14 protein-coding genes are annotated in these 14,690 nt (G+C 63.3%); 9 read left to right on the top strand and 5 right to left on the bottom strand.

From position 1 onward, the window contains the following. Nucleotides 1–25: 25 nt before the first annotated feature. The 6 genes from JO965_RS05685 to JO965_RS05660 all read left to right on the top strand — a co-directional run bounded on the left by JO965_RS05685 (nucleotide 26) and on the right by JO965_RS05660 (nucleotide 6,353). Nucleotides 26–1,621 (top strand): ABC transporter substrate-binding protein, encoded by a 1,596-nt coding sequence (locus JO965_RS05685; protein WP_203442729.1) that lies wholly within the window; start codon nucleotides 26–28, stop codon nucleotides 1,619–1,621. A 97-nt stretch (nucleotides 1,622–1,718) separates the two neighbouring features. Next, nucleotides 1,719–2,687, top strand: coding sequence for an ABC transporter permease (locus JO965_RS05680; protein WP_371826866.1), 969 nt, complete (start codon nucleotides 1,719–1,721; stop codon nucleotides 2,685–2,687). Further along, entirely contained in the window at nucleotides 2,687–3,619 is a 933-nt protein-coding gene (locus JO965_RS05675) for an ABC transporter permease (RefSeq protein ID WP_203442728.1), read from the top strand. Before JO965_RS05680 ends, JO965_RS05675 begins: the two co-directional genes overlap by 1 nt. Then, a complete protein-coding gene (locus JO965_RS05670; protein ID WP_203442727.1) occupies nucleotides 3,616–4,452 on the top strand; it encodes an ABC transporter ATP-binding protein in 837 nt (278 codons plus the stop codon). The genes JO965_RS05675 and JO965_RS05670 overlap by 4 nt, the downstream gene beginning before the upstream one ends. A gap of 16 nt (nucleotides 4,453–4,468) precedes the next feature. Continuing rightward, a complete protein-coding gene (locus tag JO965_RS05665) occupies nucleotides 4,469–5,248 on the top strand; it encodes an ABC transporter ATP-binding protein (protein WP_203442726.1) in 780 nt (259 codons plus the stop codon). 37 nt (nucleotides 5,249–5,285) lie between these two features. Further along, nucleotides 5,286–6,353, top strand: coding sequence for a dipeptidase (locus tag JO965_RS05660; protein WP_203442725.1), 1,068 nt, complete (start codon nucleotides 5,286–5,288; stop codon nucleotides 6,351–6,353). Nucleotides 6,354–6,605: 252 nt separating this feature from the next. On the opposite strand, the gene JO965_RS05655 is transcribed toward JO965_RS05660, so the two are convergent. The 4 genes from JO965_RS05655 to JO965_RS05640 are packed head-to-tail and all read right to left on the bottom strand — an operon-like array spanning nucleotide 6,606 to nucleotide 10,538. Beyond that, entirely contained in the window at nucleotides 6,606–7,445 is an 840-nt protein-coding gene (locus JO965_RS05655) for an ABC transporter permease (protein WP_203442724.1), read from the bottom strand. A 4-nt stretch (nucleotides 7,446–7,449) separates the two neighbouring features. Further along, nucleotides 7,450–8,319 carry an ABC transporter permease gene (locus JO965_RS05650; protein WP_203442723.1) on the bottom strand — a complete coding sequence of 290 codons (870 nt, stop codon included), beginning with the start codon at nucleotides 8,317–8,319 and terminating at the stop codon, nucleotides 7,450–7,452. Then, entirely contained in the window at nucleotides 8,316–9,413 is a 1,098-nt protein-coding gene (locus tag JO965_RS05645) for an ABC transporter ATP-binding protein (RefSeq protein ID WP_246776757.1), read from the bottom strand. Before JO965_RS05645 ends, JO965_RS05650 begins: the two co-directional genes overlap by 4 nt. A gap of 51 nt (nucleotides 9,414–9,464) precedes the next feature. Beyond that, entirely contained in the window at nucleotides 9,465–10,538 is a 1,074-nt protein-coding gene (locus tag JO965_RS05640) for an extracellular solute-binding protein (protein ID WP_203442722.1), read from the bottom strand. Nucleotides 10,539–10,709: 171 nt separating this feature from the next. Here JO965_RS05640 and pip point away from each other — a divergent pair, with 171 nt between their 5' ends. Then, nucleotides 10,710–11,654: a prolyl aminopeptidase gene (pip, locus tag JO965_RS05635; RefSeq protein ID WP_203442721.1), complete on the top strand. Its 945-nt coding sequence runs from the start codon at nucleotides 10,710–10,712 to the stop codon at nucleotides 11,652–11,654. Between the two features lie 267 nt (nucleotides 11,655–11,921). Here the strand turns inward: pip and JO965_RS05630 are convergent, their stop codons facing one another. Then, the gene (locus JO965_RS05630) at nucleotides 11,922–12,707 is read right to left on the bottom strand and encodes a 3-hydroxybutyrate dehydrogenase (protein ID WP_203444076.1); all 786 of its coding nucleotides are present in this window, start codon (nucleotides 12,705–12,707) and stop codon (nucleotides 11,922–11,924) included. A gap of 225 nt (nucleotides 12,708–12,932) precedes the next feature. Here JO965_RS05630 and pxpB point away from each other — a divergent pair, with 225 nt between their 5' ends. Together pxpB and JO965_RS05620 are read left to right on the top strand one after the other, a co-directional pair. Further along, nucleotides 12,933–13,652, top strand: coding sequence for a 5-oxoprolinase subunit PxpB (pxpB, locus tag JO965_RS05625; RefSeq protein WP_203442720.1), 720 nt, complete (start codon nucleotides 12,933–12,935; stop codon nucleotides 13,650–13,652). Further along, nucleotides 13,649–14,683: a biotin-dependent carboxyltransferase family protein gene (locus JO965_RS05620; protein WP_203442719.1), complete on the top strand. Its 1,035-nt coding sequence runs from the start codon at nucleotides 13,649–13,651 to the stop codon at nucleotides 14,681–14,683. The genes pxpB and JO965_RS05620 overlap by 4 nt, the downstream gene beginning before the upstream one ends. Nucleotides 14,684–14,690: the final 7 nt, after the last annotated feature.

Here is a 14,690-nt window from a genome sequence, read left to right as displayed (position 1 = left end):
TCTGAGCGCTGTAAGGGAATGGCCAATGAAGCGACTTCCGAAATTTCTCCTATCCGCAGCCATGGTTGCCACCATGGCGACTTCCTTCTCTGCCGTCATGGCAGCAACCCCGCCGGACACCCTCGTCCAGGCCTGGCAGAGCGACGACATCATCTCGCTCGACCCGGCAGAGGTGTTCGAGTTCAGCGCGTCCGAGATCATCGGCAACACCTATGAGCGCCTGATCTCGTACGACGTCAAGGACGTGTCGAAGATCTCCGGACAGGTCGCCGAGTCCTGGACTGTCTCGCCCGACGGCAAGACCTATACGTTCAAGATCAAGCCCAACCGCAAGTTCGCCTCCGGCAATCCGATCACGGCCGAAGACGTGGTGTATTCGCTCCACCGCGCCGTGGCGCTCGACAAGTCCCCGGCCTTCATTCTCGGCCAGTTCGGCCTGACGAAGGACAACGTGAAGGACAAGGTCAAGCAGACCGGCCCGCTTGAGATGACCTTCGAGGTCGACAAGGCCTACGCGCCGACCCTGGTCCTCTACTGCCTCGGCAACTCGGTCGCCTCGATCGTCGACAAGAAGCTGCTGGTCCAGAACGAGAAGGACGGCGATTTCGGCTATAACTGGCTCAAGACCAAGTATGCCGGCTCCGGTCCCTACATCATGCGCGACTGGAAGGCCAACGAGGTCCTCGTCCTCGAGCGCAACCCGAACTACGAGAAGAAGACCCCTCTCGCCCGTGTCATCTTCCGCCATATCAAGGAAACCGCGAGCCAGCGCCTTCTGCTCGAGAAGGGCGACATCGACGTGGCCCGCAACCTGAACCCGGAAGAGATCGCTGCGGTTTCCAAGAATGCGGACATCAAGATCCAGAGCGGCCCGAAGGGAACGGTCTATTACCTCGGCCTGAACCAGAAGAACCCGAACCTGGCCAAGCCTGAGGTTCGCCAGGCTCTGAAGTGGCTCGTCGACTACTCGGCGATCGCCGACACGATCATGAAGAGCAAGGGCGACGTTCACCAGAACTTCCTGCCCAAGGGCTTCCTCGGCGCCGAGACGAACAACCCCTACAAGCTCGACGTCGCCAAGGCGAAGGAGCTTCTCGCCAAGGCTGGCCTGAAGGACGGCTTCACGGTGACGATGGACACCCGCTCCACCGCCGAGATCACCGGCATCGCCCAGGCCATGCAGGCCACCTTCGCGCAGGCCGGCATCAAGCTTGAGATCCTGCCGATGGATTCCAAGCAGGCTCTGACCAAGTACCGCGCCCGCCAGCACGATATCTATATCGGCAACTGGGGCTCGGACTATCAGGACCCGAACTCGAACGCGGACACCTTCGCGGCCAACGAGGACAACTCGGACAATGCGAAGGCGAAGCCGCTCGCATGGCGTAATGCCTGGGATCCGGGCCCGCTGACCGCCAAGACCCGCGCCGCCGTGATGGAACGTGACGGCGAGAAGCGCGCGCAGATGTACAAGGAACTGCAGAAGTCGGTTCTCGACGATGGTCCGTTCGTGATCTTCCTGCAACAGACAGAAGTCGCTGCCGTGCGCAAGAACGTGGACAACTTCGTTCTCGGTCCGTCGTTCAGCGACAACGACGTGTCACAGGCGAAGAAGAACTGACGCTTCGATGGTTTCAGCAGTCATGAACGGGGGCGGAGGGCACGTTGGTGCCCTCCGCTCCTTCCTTAAGAAAGCCGCCCAGTTCGTCATCGTCCTGATGACGACCCTCCTCGGCCTTGTCGCCGTCACCTTCTTCATCGGCCGCGTCGTGCCGATCGATCCCGTCATCGCCATCGTCGGCGACCGCGCACCGGCTCATGTCTATGAGCGCATCCGGACCGAGCTCGGGCTTGACCGCCCTCTGATCGAGCAGTTCGTCATCTATGTGAAGAAGGCCGCGACCGGCGATTTCGGCAATTCCGTTCTCACCACCAATCCGGTGATGACGGATATCATCAACGTCTTCCCGGCGACGCTCGAACTCGCGACGCTCGGCACGCTCATCGGTGTCATCATCGGCATTCCGCTCGGTGTTCTCGCCGCCGTCAAGCGCGGCACGCTGATCGACCAGTTCGTGCGTGTGCTCGGCCTCGTCGGCTATTCGGTGCCGATCTTCTGGCTCGGCCTCATGGGTCTCCTGCTGTTCTATGCCAAGCTCGGCTGGGTCGCAGGCCCGGGCCGCATCGACGTGACCTATTCCTATCTCTACACGCCCATCACGGGCATCGTGCTTCTCGACACCGCCATGCAGGGCCAGTGGGATGCGTTCTGGGATGCGGTCTCGCACATCATCCTGCCCGCCTGCCTGCTCGGCTATTTCTCGCTCGCCTATATCAGCCGCATGACGCGCTCGTTCATGCTGAACGAACTGGCGCAGGAATATGTGATCGCCGCGCGCGTGAAGGGCCTGTCCGAGATGCGTGTGATCTGGCGCCATGCCCTGCGCAACGCGGCCGTTCCCCTCGTGACGGTGATCGCCCTGTCCTATGCCAACCTGCTCGAAGGCTCCGTGCTCACCGAGACGGTCTTCGCATGGCCCGGACTTGGCCAATACATCACCAACTCGCTGCAGAACGCGGACATGAATGCAGTGCTCGGCGGAACTCTCGTCATCGGGACCGTCTTCGTCCTGCTCAACCTCGTCTCCGACCTGCTCTACCGCTTGCTTGATCCGAGGACCCGCTGATGGCCGGCGCCCCTCTCGCTGAACAACCCGCAGGTCTTCGGGCCTGGCTGCTTTCCGCAGAACCGCATTCCCGCTGGCAGGCACGGCTCGGCCGCTTCTATCTCGGCTGGCGCGCCTTCTCGCGGAATCCACTCGCCGTCGTCGGCCTCGGCATCGTCATCCTGCTGATCCTCGTGGCGATCTTCGCCGATTTCATCGCGCCCTATTCGCCGATCGCCGGCGGAGACCTGCGCACGCAGCGTCTGCTGCCGCCGAGCGAAGCCTATTGGTTCGGCACGGACGATCAGGCGCGGGATATCTTCTCCCGCGTCGTCTACGGCTCACGCATCACGCTCTTCGTCGTCGTGCTGGTGGCGCTGATCGCAACGCCCATCGGCCTCCTGGTCGGCACCGTCTCCGGCTATCTCGGCGGTTGGGTCGATACGGTCCTGATGCGGACCACCGACATCTTTCTCGCCTTCCCGCGCCTCGTCCTGGCACTCGCCTTCGTGGCGGCCTTAGGCCCCGGCATCGAGAACGCGATCATCGCCATCGCGATCACCTCGTGGCCACCTTATGCCCGTATCGCGCGCGCCGAGACGCTGATGATCCGAAACAGCGATTTCATCGCGGCCGTAAAGTTGCAGGGCGCATCCACGCCGCGCATCATCATGGGCCACGTGGTGCCGCTCTGCGTTTCCTCGCTCATCGTGCGCGTGACGCTCGACATGGCGGGCATCATCCTGACTGCGGCGGGCCTCGGCTTCCTCGGACTCGGCGCGCAGCCGCCGATGCCGGAATGGGGCGCGATGGTCGCTACGGGCCGCAACTATCTCATCGATCAATGGTGGGTCGCCGCCATGCCGGGTCTGGCCATCTTCGTGGTGAGCCTCGGGTTCAACCTGCTCGGCGACGGCCTGCGCGACGTTCTCGATCCGAAGGCAGCCAAATGACGAAGCCGCTTCTCGACGTCGAAGATCTCCGCGTCCGCTTTCACCTGCGCACGGGCACCGTGGAAGCGGTGCGCGGCGTGTCCTTCCAGCTCGGCCGCGAGCGCCTCGGCATCGTGGGCGAATCCGGCTCCGGCAAGTCGCAGACGGGCCGCGCGATCCTCGGGCTCACCCCTCCCCCCGGTGAGGTGATGGCCAAGCGCCTCGCCTTCGACGGGATCGATCTGCTCACCGCCTCGAATCGCACGCTGCGCACCTTGCGCGGCGGACGCATCAGCATGGTGATGCAGGACCCGAAATATTCGCTGAACCCGGTCATGACCATCGGCGAGCAGATCATCGAAGCCTATCAGGCGCATGCCAAGGCCGGACGCGGGGAAGCCCGCGACAAGGCGCTCGCCATGTTAGAGGCGGTGAAGATGCGCGATCCGTCCCGCGTTTTCTCGCTCTATCCGCACGAGGTTTCGGGCGGCATGGGTCAGCGCGCCATGATCGCCATGATGCTCGTGACCGATCCGGATCTCCTCATCGCCGACGAGCCGACCTCGGCGCTCGACGTGACCGTGTCGATGGAGGTGCTGCGCATCCTCGACGAACTCGTCACCGAACGCGGCATGGGGCTGATCTTCATCTCGCACGATTTGAAGCTCGTTTCGTCCTTCTGCGACCGGGTGCTGGTGATGTATGCCGGGCGCGTGGTCGAGGAGCTGGAGGCAAGGAACCTGCGCGAGGCGCAGCATCCCTATACTCAAGGGCTGATGCGCTGCCTGCCGACGCTCGCGAACGACGTTCGCCCGCTTCCCACGTTGAACCGCGATCCCGCTTGGGCATTGTGACTTGGGCGCTGTAACGATGCTCGATATCCAGAATCTTCAAGTCGTCTTCGGCACCGGCCGCCTCAGGGTCGATGCGGTCAAGGACGTAAGCTTCCACGTGGAGCCCGGCGCGGCCTATGGACTCGTCGGCGAATCCGGCTCCGGCAAGTCGACGGTGCTGCGCGCCATCTGCGGCCTGGCGCCGATCAGCGGTGGACGCGTGCTCGTCGAGGCTAAGGAAGTCACCACGCCGCGCAGCAAGGAATTCTACCGCACGGTGCAGATGGTCTTCCAGGACCCCTATGCCTCGCTCCATCCGCGCCATACGGTGGACCGCACGCTCTCCGAGCCGCTCGCCATTCACGGCGAGAAGGAAGCGGAGGCGCGCATTCTCCAGGCTCTGCGCGAGGTCGGCCTTGGCCCTTCGTTCCGCTTCCGCTACCCGCACCAGCTCTCGGGCGGCCAGCGTCAGCGCATTGCGATTGCCCGTGCGCTGATCCTGCGTCCGAAGGTGCTGCTGCTCGACGAGCCGACCTCGGCGCTCGATGCCTCCGTGCAGGCGGAGATCCTGAACCTGCTCGACGATCTGCGCCGCCGCTTGGGACTGACCTATATCCTGGTGAGTCACGATCTCGCAGTTGTCGCGCATCTGTGCGAGCGTCTTCTGGTCATGCGCCATGGCGAGGCCGTCGAGGAAACCACCTCTACGGCGTTGCGCTCGGGCGCGGCATCGAACGAATACACTCAGTCCCTGATCCAGGCGAGCCAGGGCTTTAAGAGGGATACGAAACAGCCGGCCGAAGCTCTGGCCGGTTGAACCTGATTTTCAATTCTAACTGCTTGGCACGAGATCCATGTCCCGCTCTTCCCTGATGCCCGTCTTCGATGGCCATAACGACGTCCTCCTCCGCCTGATGCGCGGCAAGATCCAGCCGGAACAGGCTTTTCTGGAGGGCGACAATATCGGACACCTTGATTGGCCGCGCATGAAGGAGGGCGGCTTTGTCGGCGGGTTCTTCGCCGTCTATGTGCCGTCCGACAGCGTCGGCGTCGATGTGGACGCGCTGATGACGCAATCGCGCTATGACGTGCCCCTGCCTGCGCAGCTGCCGCTCGCGCCGAGCCAGCAGGTCACCGTGCACATGGCCTCGCTCCTCATCCGCATCGAACGCGCCTCGAAGGGCGAGGTGAAGATCTGCCGCACGGCCGCCGACATCCGCCAATGCATCGATACCGGCAGGCTCGCAGCGATCCTGCACATCGAGGGCGCGGAAGGCATCGACCCCGATCTGCACATGCTTGACGTGCTCTATGAGAGCGGGCTGCGCTCCATCGGCCCGGTATGGAGTCGCTCCAACATCTTCGGCCACGGCGTGCCGTTCCGCTACCCCTCGACGCCAGATACCGGCCCCGGTCTGACGGATCGCGGCATCGAATTGGTCCGCGCCTGCAATCGCCTCAAGATCATGATCGACCTCTCGCACCTGAACGAGAAGGGCTTCTGGGACGTGGCGCGCCTCTCCGATGCGCCGCTCGTCGCAACGCATTCCAATGCCTGGGAGATCTGCCAGCATTCGCGCAACCTCACCGACAGGCAGCTTGCCGCGATCCGCGAGAGCCGCGGCATGGTCGGCGTGAACTTCGCCACCTCCTTCATCCGCCCCGACGGCCAGCGCAACGACGACACGCCGCTGGAGGAGATGATCCGCCACATGGATTACCTGATCGAGCATGTGGGCGTCGACGGCGTCGGCTTCGGCTCGGATTTCGACGGCGCGACGATTCCTGCCGAGATCGGCGATGTGCGCGGCCTCCCCCGTCTCGTCGATGCCATGCGCCGGCACGGCTACGACGAAGCGACCCTGCGCAAGCTCTGTTACGAGAACTGGGTGAACGTTCTGGAGCGCACCTGGGGACGGTGAGACTTTTAGGCCATTGTCGCCCAGTGGCCATCCCGGGGCTGCGAAGCAGAACCCGGGATGGCCTGGAATGAGCAGCGCATGAACCTCGACAACTGTCATCCCCGCGCAGGCGGGGATCCAGAACCGTTGACGATGCCGGATGGGTCGAAGGTCATGGTTACGGATCCCGGCCTTCGCCGGGATGACAGCGTTCTATCCTGATAGCGATCCCGGATCGCCTACGGCATCCGGGATGACACCCTCTCAGGTCACTTACCGCTCCGCCTTCGAGGTCAGTGCAAAGACGCTCGCGATCCCACCGACGCCGAGCATCAGCAATAGGCTCACCGCATTGATCGCCGGCGACGCGCCCTCGCGCATCTGGCCATACATGGCGATCGGCAGCGGGGCATCGGAACCGACGAGCATCAGCGTCGTGTTGAAGTTCTCGAACGACATCAGCAAAGCCACGAGCCCGGCGCCGATGAGTGCGGGGCTCAGGAACGGCAACGTCACCGTGCGTAGCACCTGCGCGCGGCTCGCGCCGAGATCGAAGGCGGCTTCCTCCAGCGAACGGTCGAACTTGCGCAGGCGCGCGGCGATGATGAGCGTCGAGATGGTGAGGATGAAGGACAGCTGTCCGAGGATCACGAGCGACAGGCCCGGCCGCAGGAAATCGAGGTCCGTCTGAAGCCAATCCTCGAGCCCGTTCGCCACGCGCGAGAAGAAGGCGAGGATCGAGATGCCGAGCACTACGCCGGGAATGACCAGCGGCCAAAGCATCATCATGGCGAAGAACGTCTTGCCGCGGAACTCGGCCCGCTCCAGCACCCAGGCATTCACCGTGCCGATGAGCACGGCGAGCAGCGCGACGGGTATCGCGACCTTGAAGCTGTTGCCAATGCTGTCGAGCCAGATCGGGTCCATCAGCACGCCGGGCTTGCCGGTCACAGTGCCGGAACCGGTGAACCATTCGAGTGTGAAGCCGCGCCAGGGCGGCGACGGGAACGGGCTCGCATTGAAGGCAAAGATCGCCACGACGAGGAGCGGCGCGAACAGGAAGAGATAGAACGCCGCGATGTAGAGCTTCCAGGAGATGGACGGTCGGTTCATGGCGTCATGCCTGCTTCAAGGTGGTGCCGAGGCTCTGGCCGGTGAGGCGCAGGCCCAACCACACGATAGCGGACGAGAGCAGCAGGAGCAGCATGCCGAAGGCAGCACCCTGGGGCCAGTTGAAGCGCGTGATGAACTGCGCGTAGATCTGCTCGGTGAACCACAATCCGTTCTTGCCGCCGAGCAGCACCGGCGTCGCGAAATTGCCGACGGTGAGCATGAACACGATGATGCAGCCTGCGACGATGCCGGGCATCGCATGCGGAATGACGATGCGGCGCAGAACTGTCCAGCGGCTGCCGCCGAGATCGAACCCTGCCTCGACGACGGAGGGTTCTAGGCTCTCCAGCGCATTGGCAAGCGGCACGATCATGAACAGCAAACCGCCATAGACAAGGCCGAGGATCACCGCGCCGTCGTTGTAGAGAAGCTCGACCGGCTGGCTCGCAAAGCCAACCGCTTGCAGCGCATAGGAAATGACGCCGCTCTCGCGCAACAGGATCATCCAGCCGAGCGTGCGTACGAGTTCGGATACCCAGAACGGCAGCAGGCAGAGCAGCAGCAGCATCGCCTTCAGGCGTCCCTGCGCCACACGGGCGATGTAGAGCGCGATGGGAAAGGCGAGCACGAGGGTGAGCGCCGTCACCAGGATCGACATGAAAGCGGTGCGTGCGAAGGTGCGCCAATAGAGCGGCTCGGTGAAGAATTCGAGATAATTGCCGAAGCCGAAAGCATAGACCCGCGGCGCCACGCGCTCACTGAAGGAGAGGATGAGAATCTCCACATGCGGCAGCACGATGAGAAGCCCCAGCCACAGGATCGCGGGAGCGAGCAGCAGGAAGAGCGTGAGGCGCTGGGCCTGTTTCGTCATCATGCGGCAAAGACCTTCATCGCATCCGCCGTCCAGCCCACATGGACTGGCGCGCCGACCTCGATGCCGGCGAGTGGACCCGCTTGAGGCAGCACGGCGCGCACGGGCTCGGCGAAGCCTGCCATGTCGATGAGCAGGCTCGAAGCCGCGCCGTCGAAGAGCACGGCGGAGACGCGGCCTTCGAAGCGGTTGGGTAGATTGCCGAGCGACGAGGGATCCTGCGCGAGCGCTACGGCCTCAGGCCGCACGAAAGCAAGCGCCTGTGCGGCACCTCTCCCCTGCCCTTGAACGACGGCGCCGGATGGCAGCCGCACGGCAATGGCTCCATTGGAAGCCGATGCGGCCTCACCCTGCCAGCGGTTCGTCTCGCCGACGAAGCTCGCCACGAAGGGTGTGGCCGGGCTGTGATAGAGTTCGCGCGGGCTTCCCACCTGCTCAAACTGACCCTGGTTCATCACGGCGATGCGGTCGGACATGACGAGCGCTTCGGATTGATCGTGCGTGATGTAGACGAAGGTGGTGTTGAACGTGCCCTGCAGCTGCTTCAGCTCGATCTTCATGTGCTCGCGCAGTTTGAGATCGAGCGCACCGAGCGGCTCATCGAGAAGCACGAGGGTCGGCTCGAGCACGAGGCAGCGGGCAATCGCCACGCGCTGCCGCTGACCGCCCGAAAGCGCCGTCACGCGGCGCTCGCCAAAACCTTTCAGGCCGACCCGCTCCAGCATGCGGCCCGCGCGCTCATCGGCCTCCGCGTGGGACACGCCGCGACAGGTCAAACCATAGGCCACGTTCTCGCCGACGCTCATCATGGGAAAGAGCGCGAGGCTCTGGAACACCATGTTGACCGGCCGCTTGTTGGCGGGAACGCCGATCATCGATTGTCCGCGGATGCGGATATCGCCGGAGGTCGGGTGCTCGAACCCGGCGATCATGCGCATCAGGGTGGTCTTGCCGCAGCCGGAGGGGCCGAGGATCGAGAAGAACTCTCCGGGAGCGACGCTGAACGTCACGTCGTCGACGGCCGCATGGGTGCCGAAGCGCTTGGTGACGTTGACGATGTCGAGATCGGTGGAATGAGCCATAACGCTGCCACGCAAAAAGTCATCCCCCGGGCAAGCCGGGGGATGATGATACAACACATTGAGCTTTTACGAACCGGCCTTCAGACGGTCGAGGACCTTGCCCTCGATCTCTTCGAGACCAGCCGGCACGGCCGGATACCACTTGATGTTGTCGATGGCGGCCTTCGGGAAGCTCTCGGCGAACTGATCTTTCAGCTTGCCCTGCATGAGCTTGTCGGCGCCGTTGGAAGCCGTGAAGTTGCCGGCAGCGGCGGCGACCTTCGCGGCGATCTCGGGACGCATGTTGAAGTTGATCCACTTGTAGGCGGCATCGTCATTGCGGCCCTTGGCGGGGATCGCGAAGGTATCGACCCAGCCCAGCGCGCCGGACTTCGGCGCGGTGAACTTCATGTCCGGGTTTTCGGCGTTGAGCTTCCATCCGCCCGTATCCCACGCCATGGCGGCGACGATCTCGCCCGAGCGCACGGCATTGAGAAGCTGATCGGTGCCTTCCCAGAAGAACTTCACGTTCTTCTTGCACTCGGCGAGCTTGGCGCCGACCTTGTCCATCAGGGCAGCATAGGCCTTCGCATCGCCATAGGCCGCGAAGGGATCCATGCCGTTAGCGAAGGCGAAGGCGATCAGTGCGGGACGCTTGGCGCGGAAGCTGGTCTTGCCGGCGAGGGAGGGATCGCAGAGGTCATTGTAATCGGCGACCTTCGGCGCGGCCTTCGTGTTCACCACGAGGCCGTCCGTGCCCCAGATGTGCGGAACGCCGTAGACCTTCCCGTCGGCGGTGGTGTTCTTCTTGGTCGCTTCCAGCATGGAGGCGATGAACTGGTCGGACTTGACCTTGGAGAGATCGAGCGGCTTGTAGATACCGAACTCCGTCTGCGGGCCGGCGATGCGGTCCTGGCTCGGCTGAGCAAGATCAAAGCCCGCGCCCTGCGTCGCACGCAGCTTGGAGATCATCTCCTCATTGTTCGAGGTCGTCACCTCGACCTCGATGCCGGTCTCCTTCGTGAACTGGGCGACGACATCGGCCGGGGCATAGCCCGACCAGGTCAGAAGCCGCAGCTTTTCGGCGGCCTCGGCCGAACCGACGACCATGAGAGCGGCGAGAGCCGTAGCCAGCTTCAGGCTGGCGCGTTTGGTCAACATCTTAAGTCCTCCAATGTGGCTGGGCTTTTACCCATGTTCCCCAGTTGCAAAACTATATGACAGTTGCACGACGCGCCAGGGGGTGCGAAGCCGGCTCACGAAATGACGTAACGGCTGACAGGCCCGCATCTCATCGATATGGATAGGCTTCCTCTGCCGGAGCCTTCAGCGATGCGCACCTTCTACCCCGAAATAGAACCTTACGATCATGGCATGCTCGATGTCGGGGACGGCCATCGGGTCTATTGGGAATTGTGCGGCAACCCGCAGGGCAAACCCGTGGTTTTCCTTCATGGCGGCCCGGGCGGAGGTTGCACGCCGACTCAGCGCCGGCTGTTCGATCCAGAGAAATACCGCATCCTGCTCTTCGATCAGCGCGGCTGCGGACGCTCGACGCCCTATGCGAGCCTGGAAGCCAACACCACTTGGCATCTCGTGGCCGATATCGAGCGGCTTCGCACCATGATCGGTGTGGACAAGTGGATGGTGTTCGGCGGCTCCTGGGGCTCGACGCTGGCGCTGGCCTATGCCGAGACGCATCCCGAGCGCGTGACCGAACTCGTGCTGCGCGGCATCTTCACCTTACGTCGCTCGGAGCTGCTCTGGTACTACCAGGAGGGCGCCTCCTGGATCTTCCCGGACAAGTGGGAAGGCTTCCTCGCGCCGATCCCGGAGGCGGAGCGCGGCGACCTGATGGCGGCCTATCGCAAGCGCCTGATCGATCCCGACCCGGCTGTCCGGGCCAAGGCCGCACGCGCCTGGAGCCTGTGGGAAGGCGAAACGATCACGCTCCTGCACAACCAGGAATACAGCGACCAGTTCGGCGACGAGCATTATGCCATCGCCTTCGCGCGGATCGAGAACCACTACTTCGTCAATGAAGGCTTCTTCGAGGACGGACAACTCATCCGCAACGCTCATCGCCTGAAAGACATTCCCGGCGTAATCATCCAGGGCCGCTACGACATCGCCACACCACCGAAGACCGCCTGGGAGCTGCACAAGGCCTGGCCCGAGGCGAAGTTCATCATGGTGCAGGACGCAGGCCACGCCGTGAGCGAGCCCGGCATCACGCATCATCTCATCGAGGCGACGGACGCGTTTGCGAGGGGGTAAGAATACCCGTCATCCCGGACGAGCAAAGCGAGATCCGGGATCGCGGGACAAACAGAGCACTGTCATCCCCGGGGCCGCGAAGCGGAGCCCGGGATCCATAACCGCTGACGATGCAGAATTCCTGCTGCTGTATCCGCTACGTCTTTCCTTTGACTGTCGTGATTATGGATTCCCGCCTTCGCGGGAATGACAACGTTGAGTTTCTTACGTCTCGTTCGTCCAGCGATCCCGGATCGGCTTCGCCGTCCGGGATGACGATCGAAAAATTTACTTCGCCGTCCAGCCGCCATCCATCGACAGGTTTGCACCCGAGATCTGGCTTGCCGCGTCCGAGCACAGGAAGACCGCGAGCGCCGCCACCTGATCGACGGTCACGAATTGCTTGGTAGGCTGCGCTTCCAGAAGCACATCGTTGATGACCTGCTCCTTGGTCAGCCCGCGCGCCTTCATGGTGTCGGGAATCTGCTTCTCGACGAGCGGCGTCCAGACATAGCCGGGGCTGATGCAATTGACCGTGATGCCGTCAGCGGCCACTTCAAGCGCCACCGTCTTGGTGAGGCCTGCGATACCGTGCTTGGCCGCCACATAGGCCGACTTGAACGGCGAGGCCACGAGCGAGTGGGCCGAGGCCGTGTTGATGATGCGGCCCCATTTGCGCGCCTTCATGCCCGGCACCGCAGCGCGGATCGCATGGAAGGCGGACGACAGGTTGATGGCGATGATCTGGTCCCATTTCTCGACCGGAAAATTCTCCACCGGCGAGACGAACTGGATGCCCGCATTGTTGACGAGGATGTCGACGCTGCCGAATGTCCGCTCGGCGAGGTGAATCATTTCCTCGATCTCGTGCGGCTTCGACATGTCGGCCGGCGAATAGATCGCCTTGACGCCGAACTCGCTCTCGATGCCGGCGCGGGTCTTCTCGATTTCCCCCGCATCGCCAAAGCCGTTGATGACGACATTAGCGCCTTCCTTTGCAAGAGCTTGGGCGATGGCAAGGCCGATGCCGCTGGTCGAGCCTGTCACGACGGCTGTCTTGGATGTCAAAGTCATCATCTACTCCGTTAAAGCCTGGGCTCCAGGCGTCATCTCAGAGGTGGATAGCATGAAGGGCATTGCGGGGGTGAGCCTAGCAAATAGGAGCATGGAAAGCTGGTCCCCAGACACCACCCTCGCCTGCCTCAGATGCATGGCCCGATGGATCAGAGGCCCGTTGCCGGATCAGCCCCAATATGAGATGCGGAGATCTGGCCGTTTCAGATCATCGACGGGGGCATCGTGCCGACACCGAAAATACTCCCCTGCGGCGACAGTGCCGTAACCGTCGAGTTCGGCGAGACGATCGATCCGGACATCAACGGCATGGTTCTCGCTCTCGATGACATCATCCGGGCCCGCGCCCCGGTCGGTCTGATCGAGACGGTGCCGACCTATCGCTCCCTCACCATCCAGTTCGACCCGGTGGCGACCGATTATGAGGCCTTGGCCCAACTTCTGCACGAGGAAACGCGAGATCTCGCGCCCCGCAAGGCGATCGGCCGGCGCTGGCGCGTACCAGTGGTCTATGGCGGCGAATACGGCATCGATCTGGAGGAAGTGGCGGGCCTTCACGGCCTGACGCCGAACCAGGTGATCGAAATCCATTCGTCAGCTATCTATCGCATCTACATGATCGGCTTTCTCCCGGGTTTCACCTATCTCGGCGGCCTCGACAAGAGGATTGCCACGTCCCGCAGGCTTCATCCCCGCGCCAAGATCCCGGCCGGCACGATCATGATCGGCGGCGAGCAGGCGGGCATCGCGCCCATGGACATGCCGAGCGGTTGGCACAATCTCGGCCTGACGCCCGTTCGACCCTATGCGCCAGAACGCGATCCAGTTTTTCTGTTCGCGGCGGGCGACGAGATCGTCTTCGAGCCTGTCGACGCCTCTCGCTGGGAAGCGCTGGAAAAAGCCGCCTTGGCGGGCGAACCCGTGGCCGAGGAGGTGCGTCCATGACGGATCTCGTGGTGAAATCCTGCGGTCCCATGACCTCTCTGCAGGATCGCGGGCGTCTCGGCTACCAGGGCTTCGGCGTCTCTCCCTCCGGTGCCATGGACCGCCGCGCACTGGCGATGGCGAATGCGCTCGTCGGCAATCCGCCAGAGACAGCCGCCATCGAATTCATGAATCTTGGCGGCACCTTCACCTGCGAGGGCGGGGACCTTCATGTGGCGGTCGCCGGTGCAGGCTGCACGATGAGCATCGATGGAACGCCTGTCACTCCGCAGACCTCCGTGCTTCTCACAGAGGGGCAGAGCCTGGAGATCGGGCATCCACGAACCGGTACCTTCGCCTATCTTGCGGCGTCCGGGGGCTTTGCGGTTGAGCCGGAACTGGGGAGCCTGTCGTTCCATCTGCGGTCCCGCCTCGGCGGCCTGAAGGGAGCGGCACTGAAGGCAGGAGATCGTCTACCCTGCCGAGCGGAATCTCAGGATCGTGAGCCGATGCAGCTGGCCGTCGACCCGATCGAGGAAAGCGGCCCGATCCGCGTGATGCTGGGGCCGCAGGACGATTATTTCCCGCCGGAAACAATTCGTTTGTTCCTGGAAAGTGAATTCACCATCAGCCCCCAGGCCGACCGCATGGGCTTTCAGCTGACCGGCCCGCGCCTCGAACATGCCAAGGGCTTCAATATCGTCTCGGACGGCATCGTGGACGGCCATATCCAGGTGCCGGGCAGCGGCCAGCCCATCGTGCTCATGCGCGACCGGCAGACCGCCGGAGGCTATCCGAAGATCGCCACCGTGATCAGCGCCGATCTCGCCCGCTTTGCGCAGATGCGCCCAGGGTCGAGCGTGCGCTTCAAGGCTGTGGAGCGGGGTGAGGCCTTGGCCGCCGCACGCCGGTTGAAGGAATGGACCGCCTCCCTTCCCGCGAGCCTCACGCCCGTTCGTTTCGCGCTCACGACCGAGCATCTTTTGAGCCGCAACCTGATCGGCGGCACGGTCAACGCGCTGACTCCCACGGTGGCCGATTCGAACGAGTGAACGGAAA

The organism is Microvirga sp. VF16, from assembly GCF_016864375.1.
Classification (GTDB): domain Bacteria; phylum Pseudomonadota; class Alphaproteobacteria; order Rhizobiales; family Beijerinckiaceae; genus Microvirga.
This window is presented reverse-complemented; position numbering and strand designations above follow the sequence as displayed.

Coding starts and splice junctions, on each gene's coding strand:
- JO965_RS05685 (WP_203442729.1), top strand. CDS start 26: ATGAAGCGACTTCCGAAATTTCTCCTATCCGCAGCCATGGTTGCCACC.
- JO965_RS05680 (WP_371826866.1), top strand. CDS start 1,719: ATGACGACCCTCCTCGGCCTTGTCGCCGTCACCTTCTTCATCGGCCGC.
- JO965_RS05675 (WP_203442728.1), top strand. CDS start 2,687: ATGGCCGGCGCCCCTCTCGCTGAACAACCCGCAGGTCTTCGGGCCTGG.
- JO965_RS05670 (WP_203442727.1), top strand. CDS start 3,616: ATGACGAAGCCGCTTCTCGACGTCGAAGATCTCCGCGTCCGCTTTCAC.
- JO965_RS05665 (WP_203442726.1), top strand. CDS start 4,469: ATGCTCGATATCCAGAATCTTCAAGTCGTCTTCGGCACCGGCCGCCTC.
- JO965_RS05660 (WP_203442725.1), top strand. CDS start 5,286: ATGTCCCGCTCTTCCCTGATGCCCGTCTTCGATGGCCATAACGACGTC.
- JO965_RS05655 (WP_203442724.1), bottom strand. CDS start 7,445: ATGAACCGACCGTCCATCTCCTGGAAGCTCTACATCGCGGCGTTCTAT.
- JO965_RS05650 (WP_203442723.1), bottom strand. CDS start 8,319: ATGATGACGAAACAGGCCCAGCGCCTCACGCTCTTCCTGCTGCTCGCT.
- JO965_RS05640 (WP_203442722.1), bottom strand. CDS start 10,538: ATGTTGACCAAACGCGCCAGCCTGAAGCTGGCTACGGCTCTCGCCGCT.
- pip (WP_203442721.1), top strand. CDS start 10,710: ATGCGCACCTTCTACCCCGAAATAGAACCTTACGATCATGGCATGCTC.
- JO965_RS05630 (WP_203444076.1), bottom strand. CDS start 12,707: ATGACTTTGACATCCAAGACAGCCGTCGTGACAGGCTCGACCAGCGGC.
- JO965_RS05620 (WP_203442719.1), top strand. CDS start 13,649: ATGACGGATCTCGTGGTGAAATCCTGCGGTCCCATGACCTCTCTGCAG.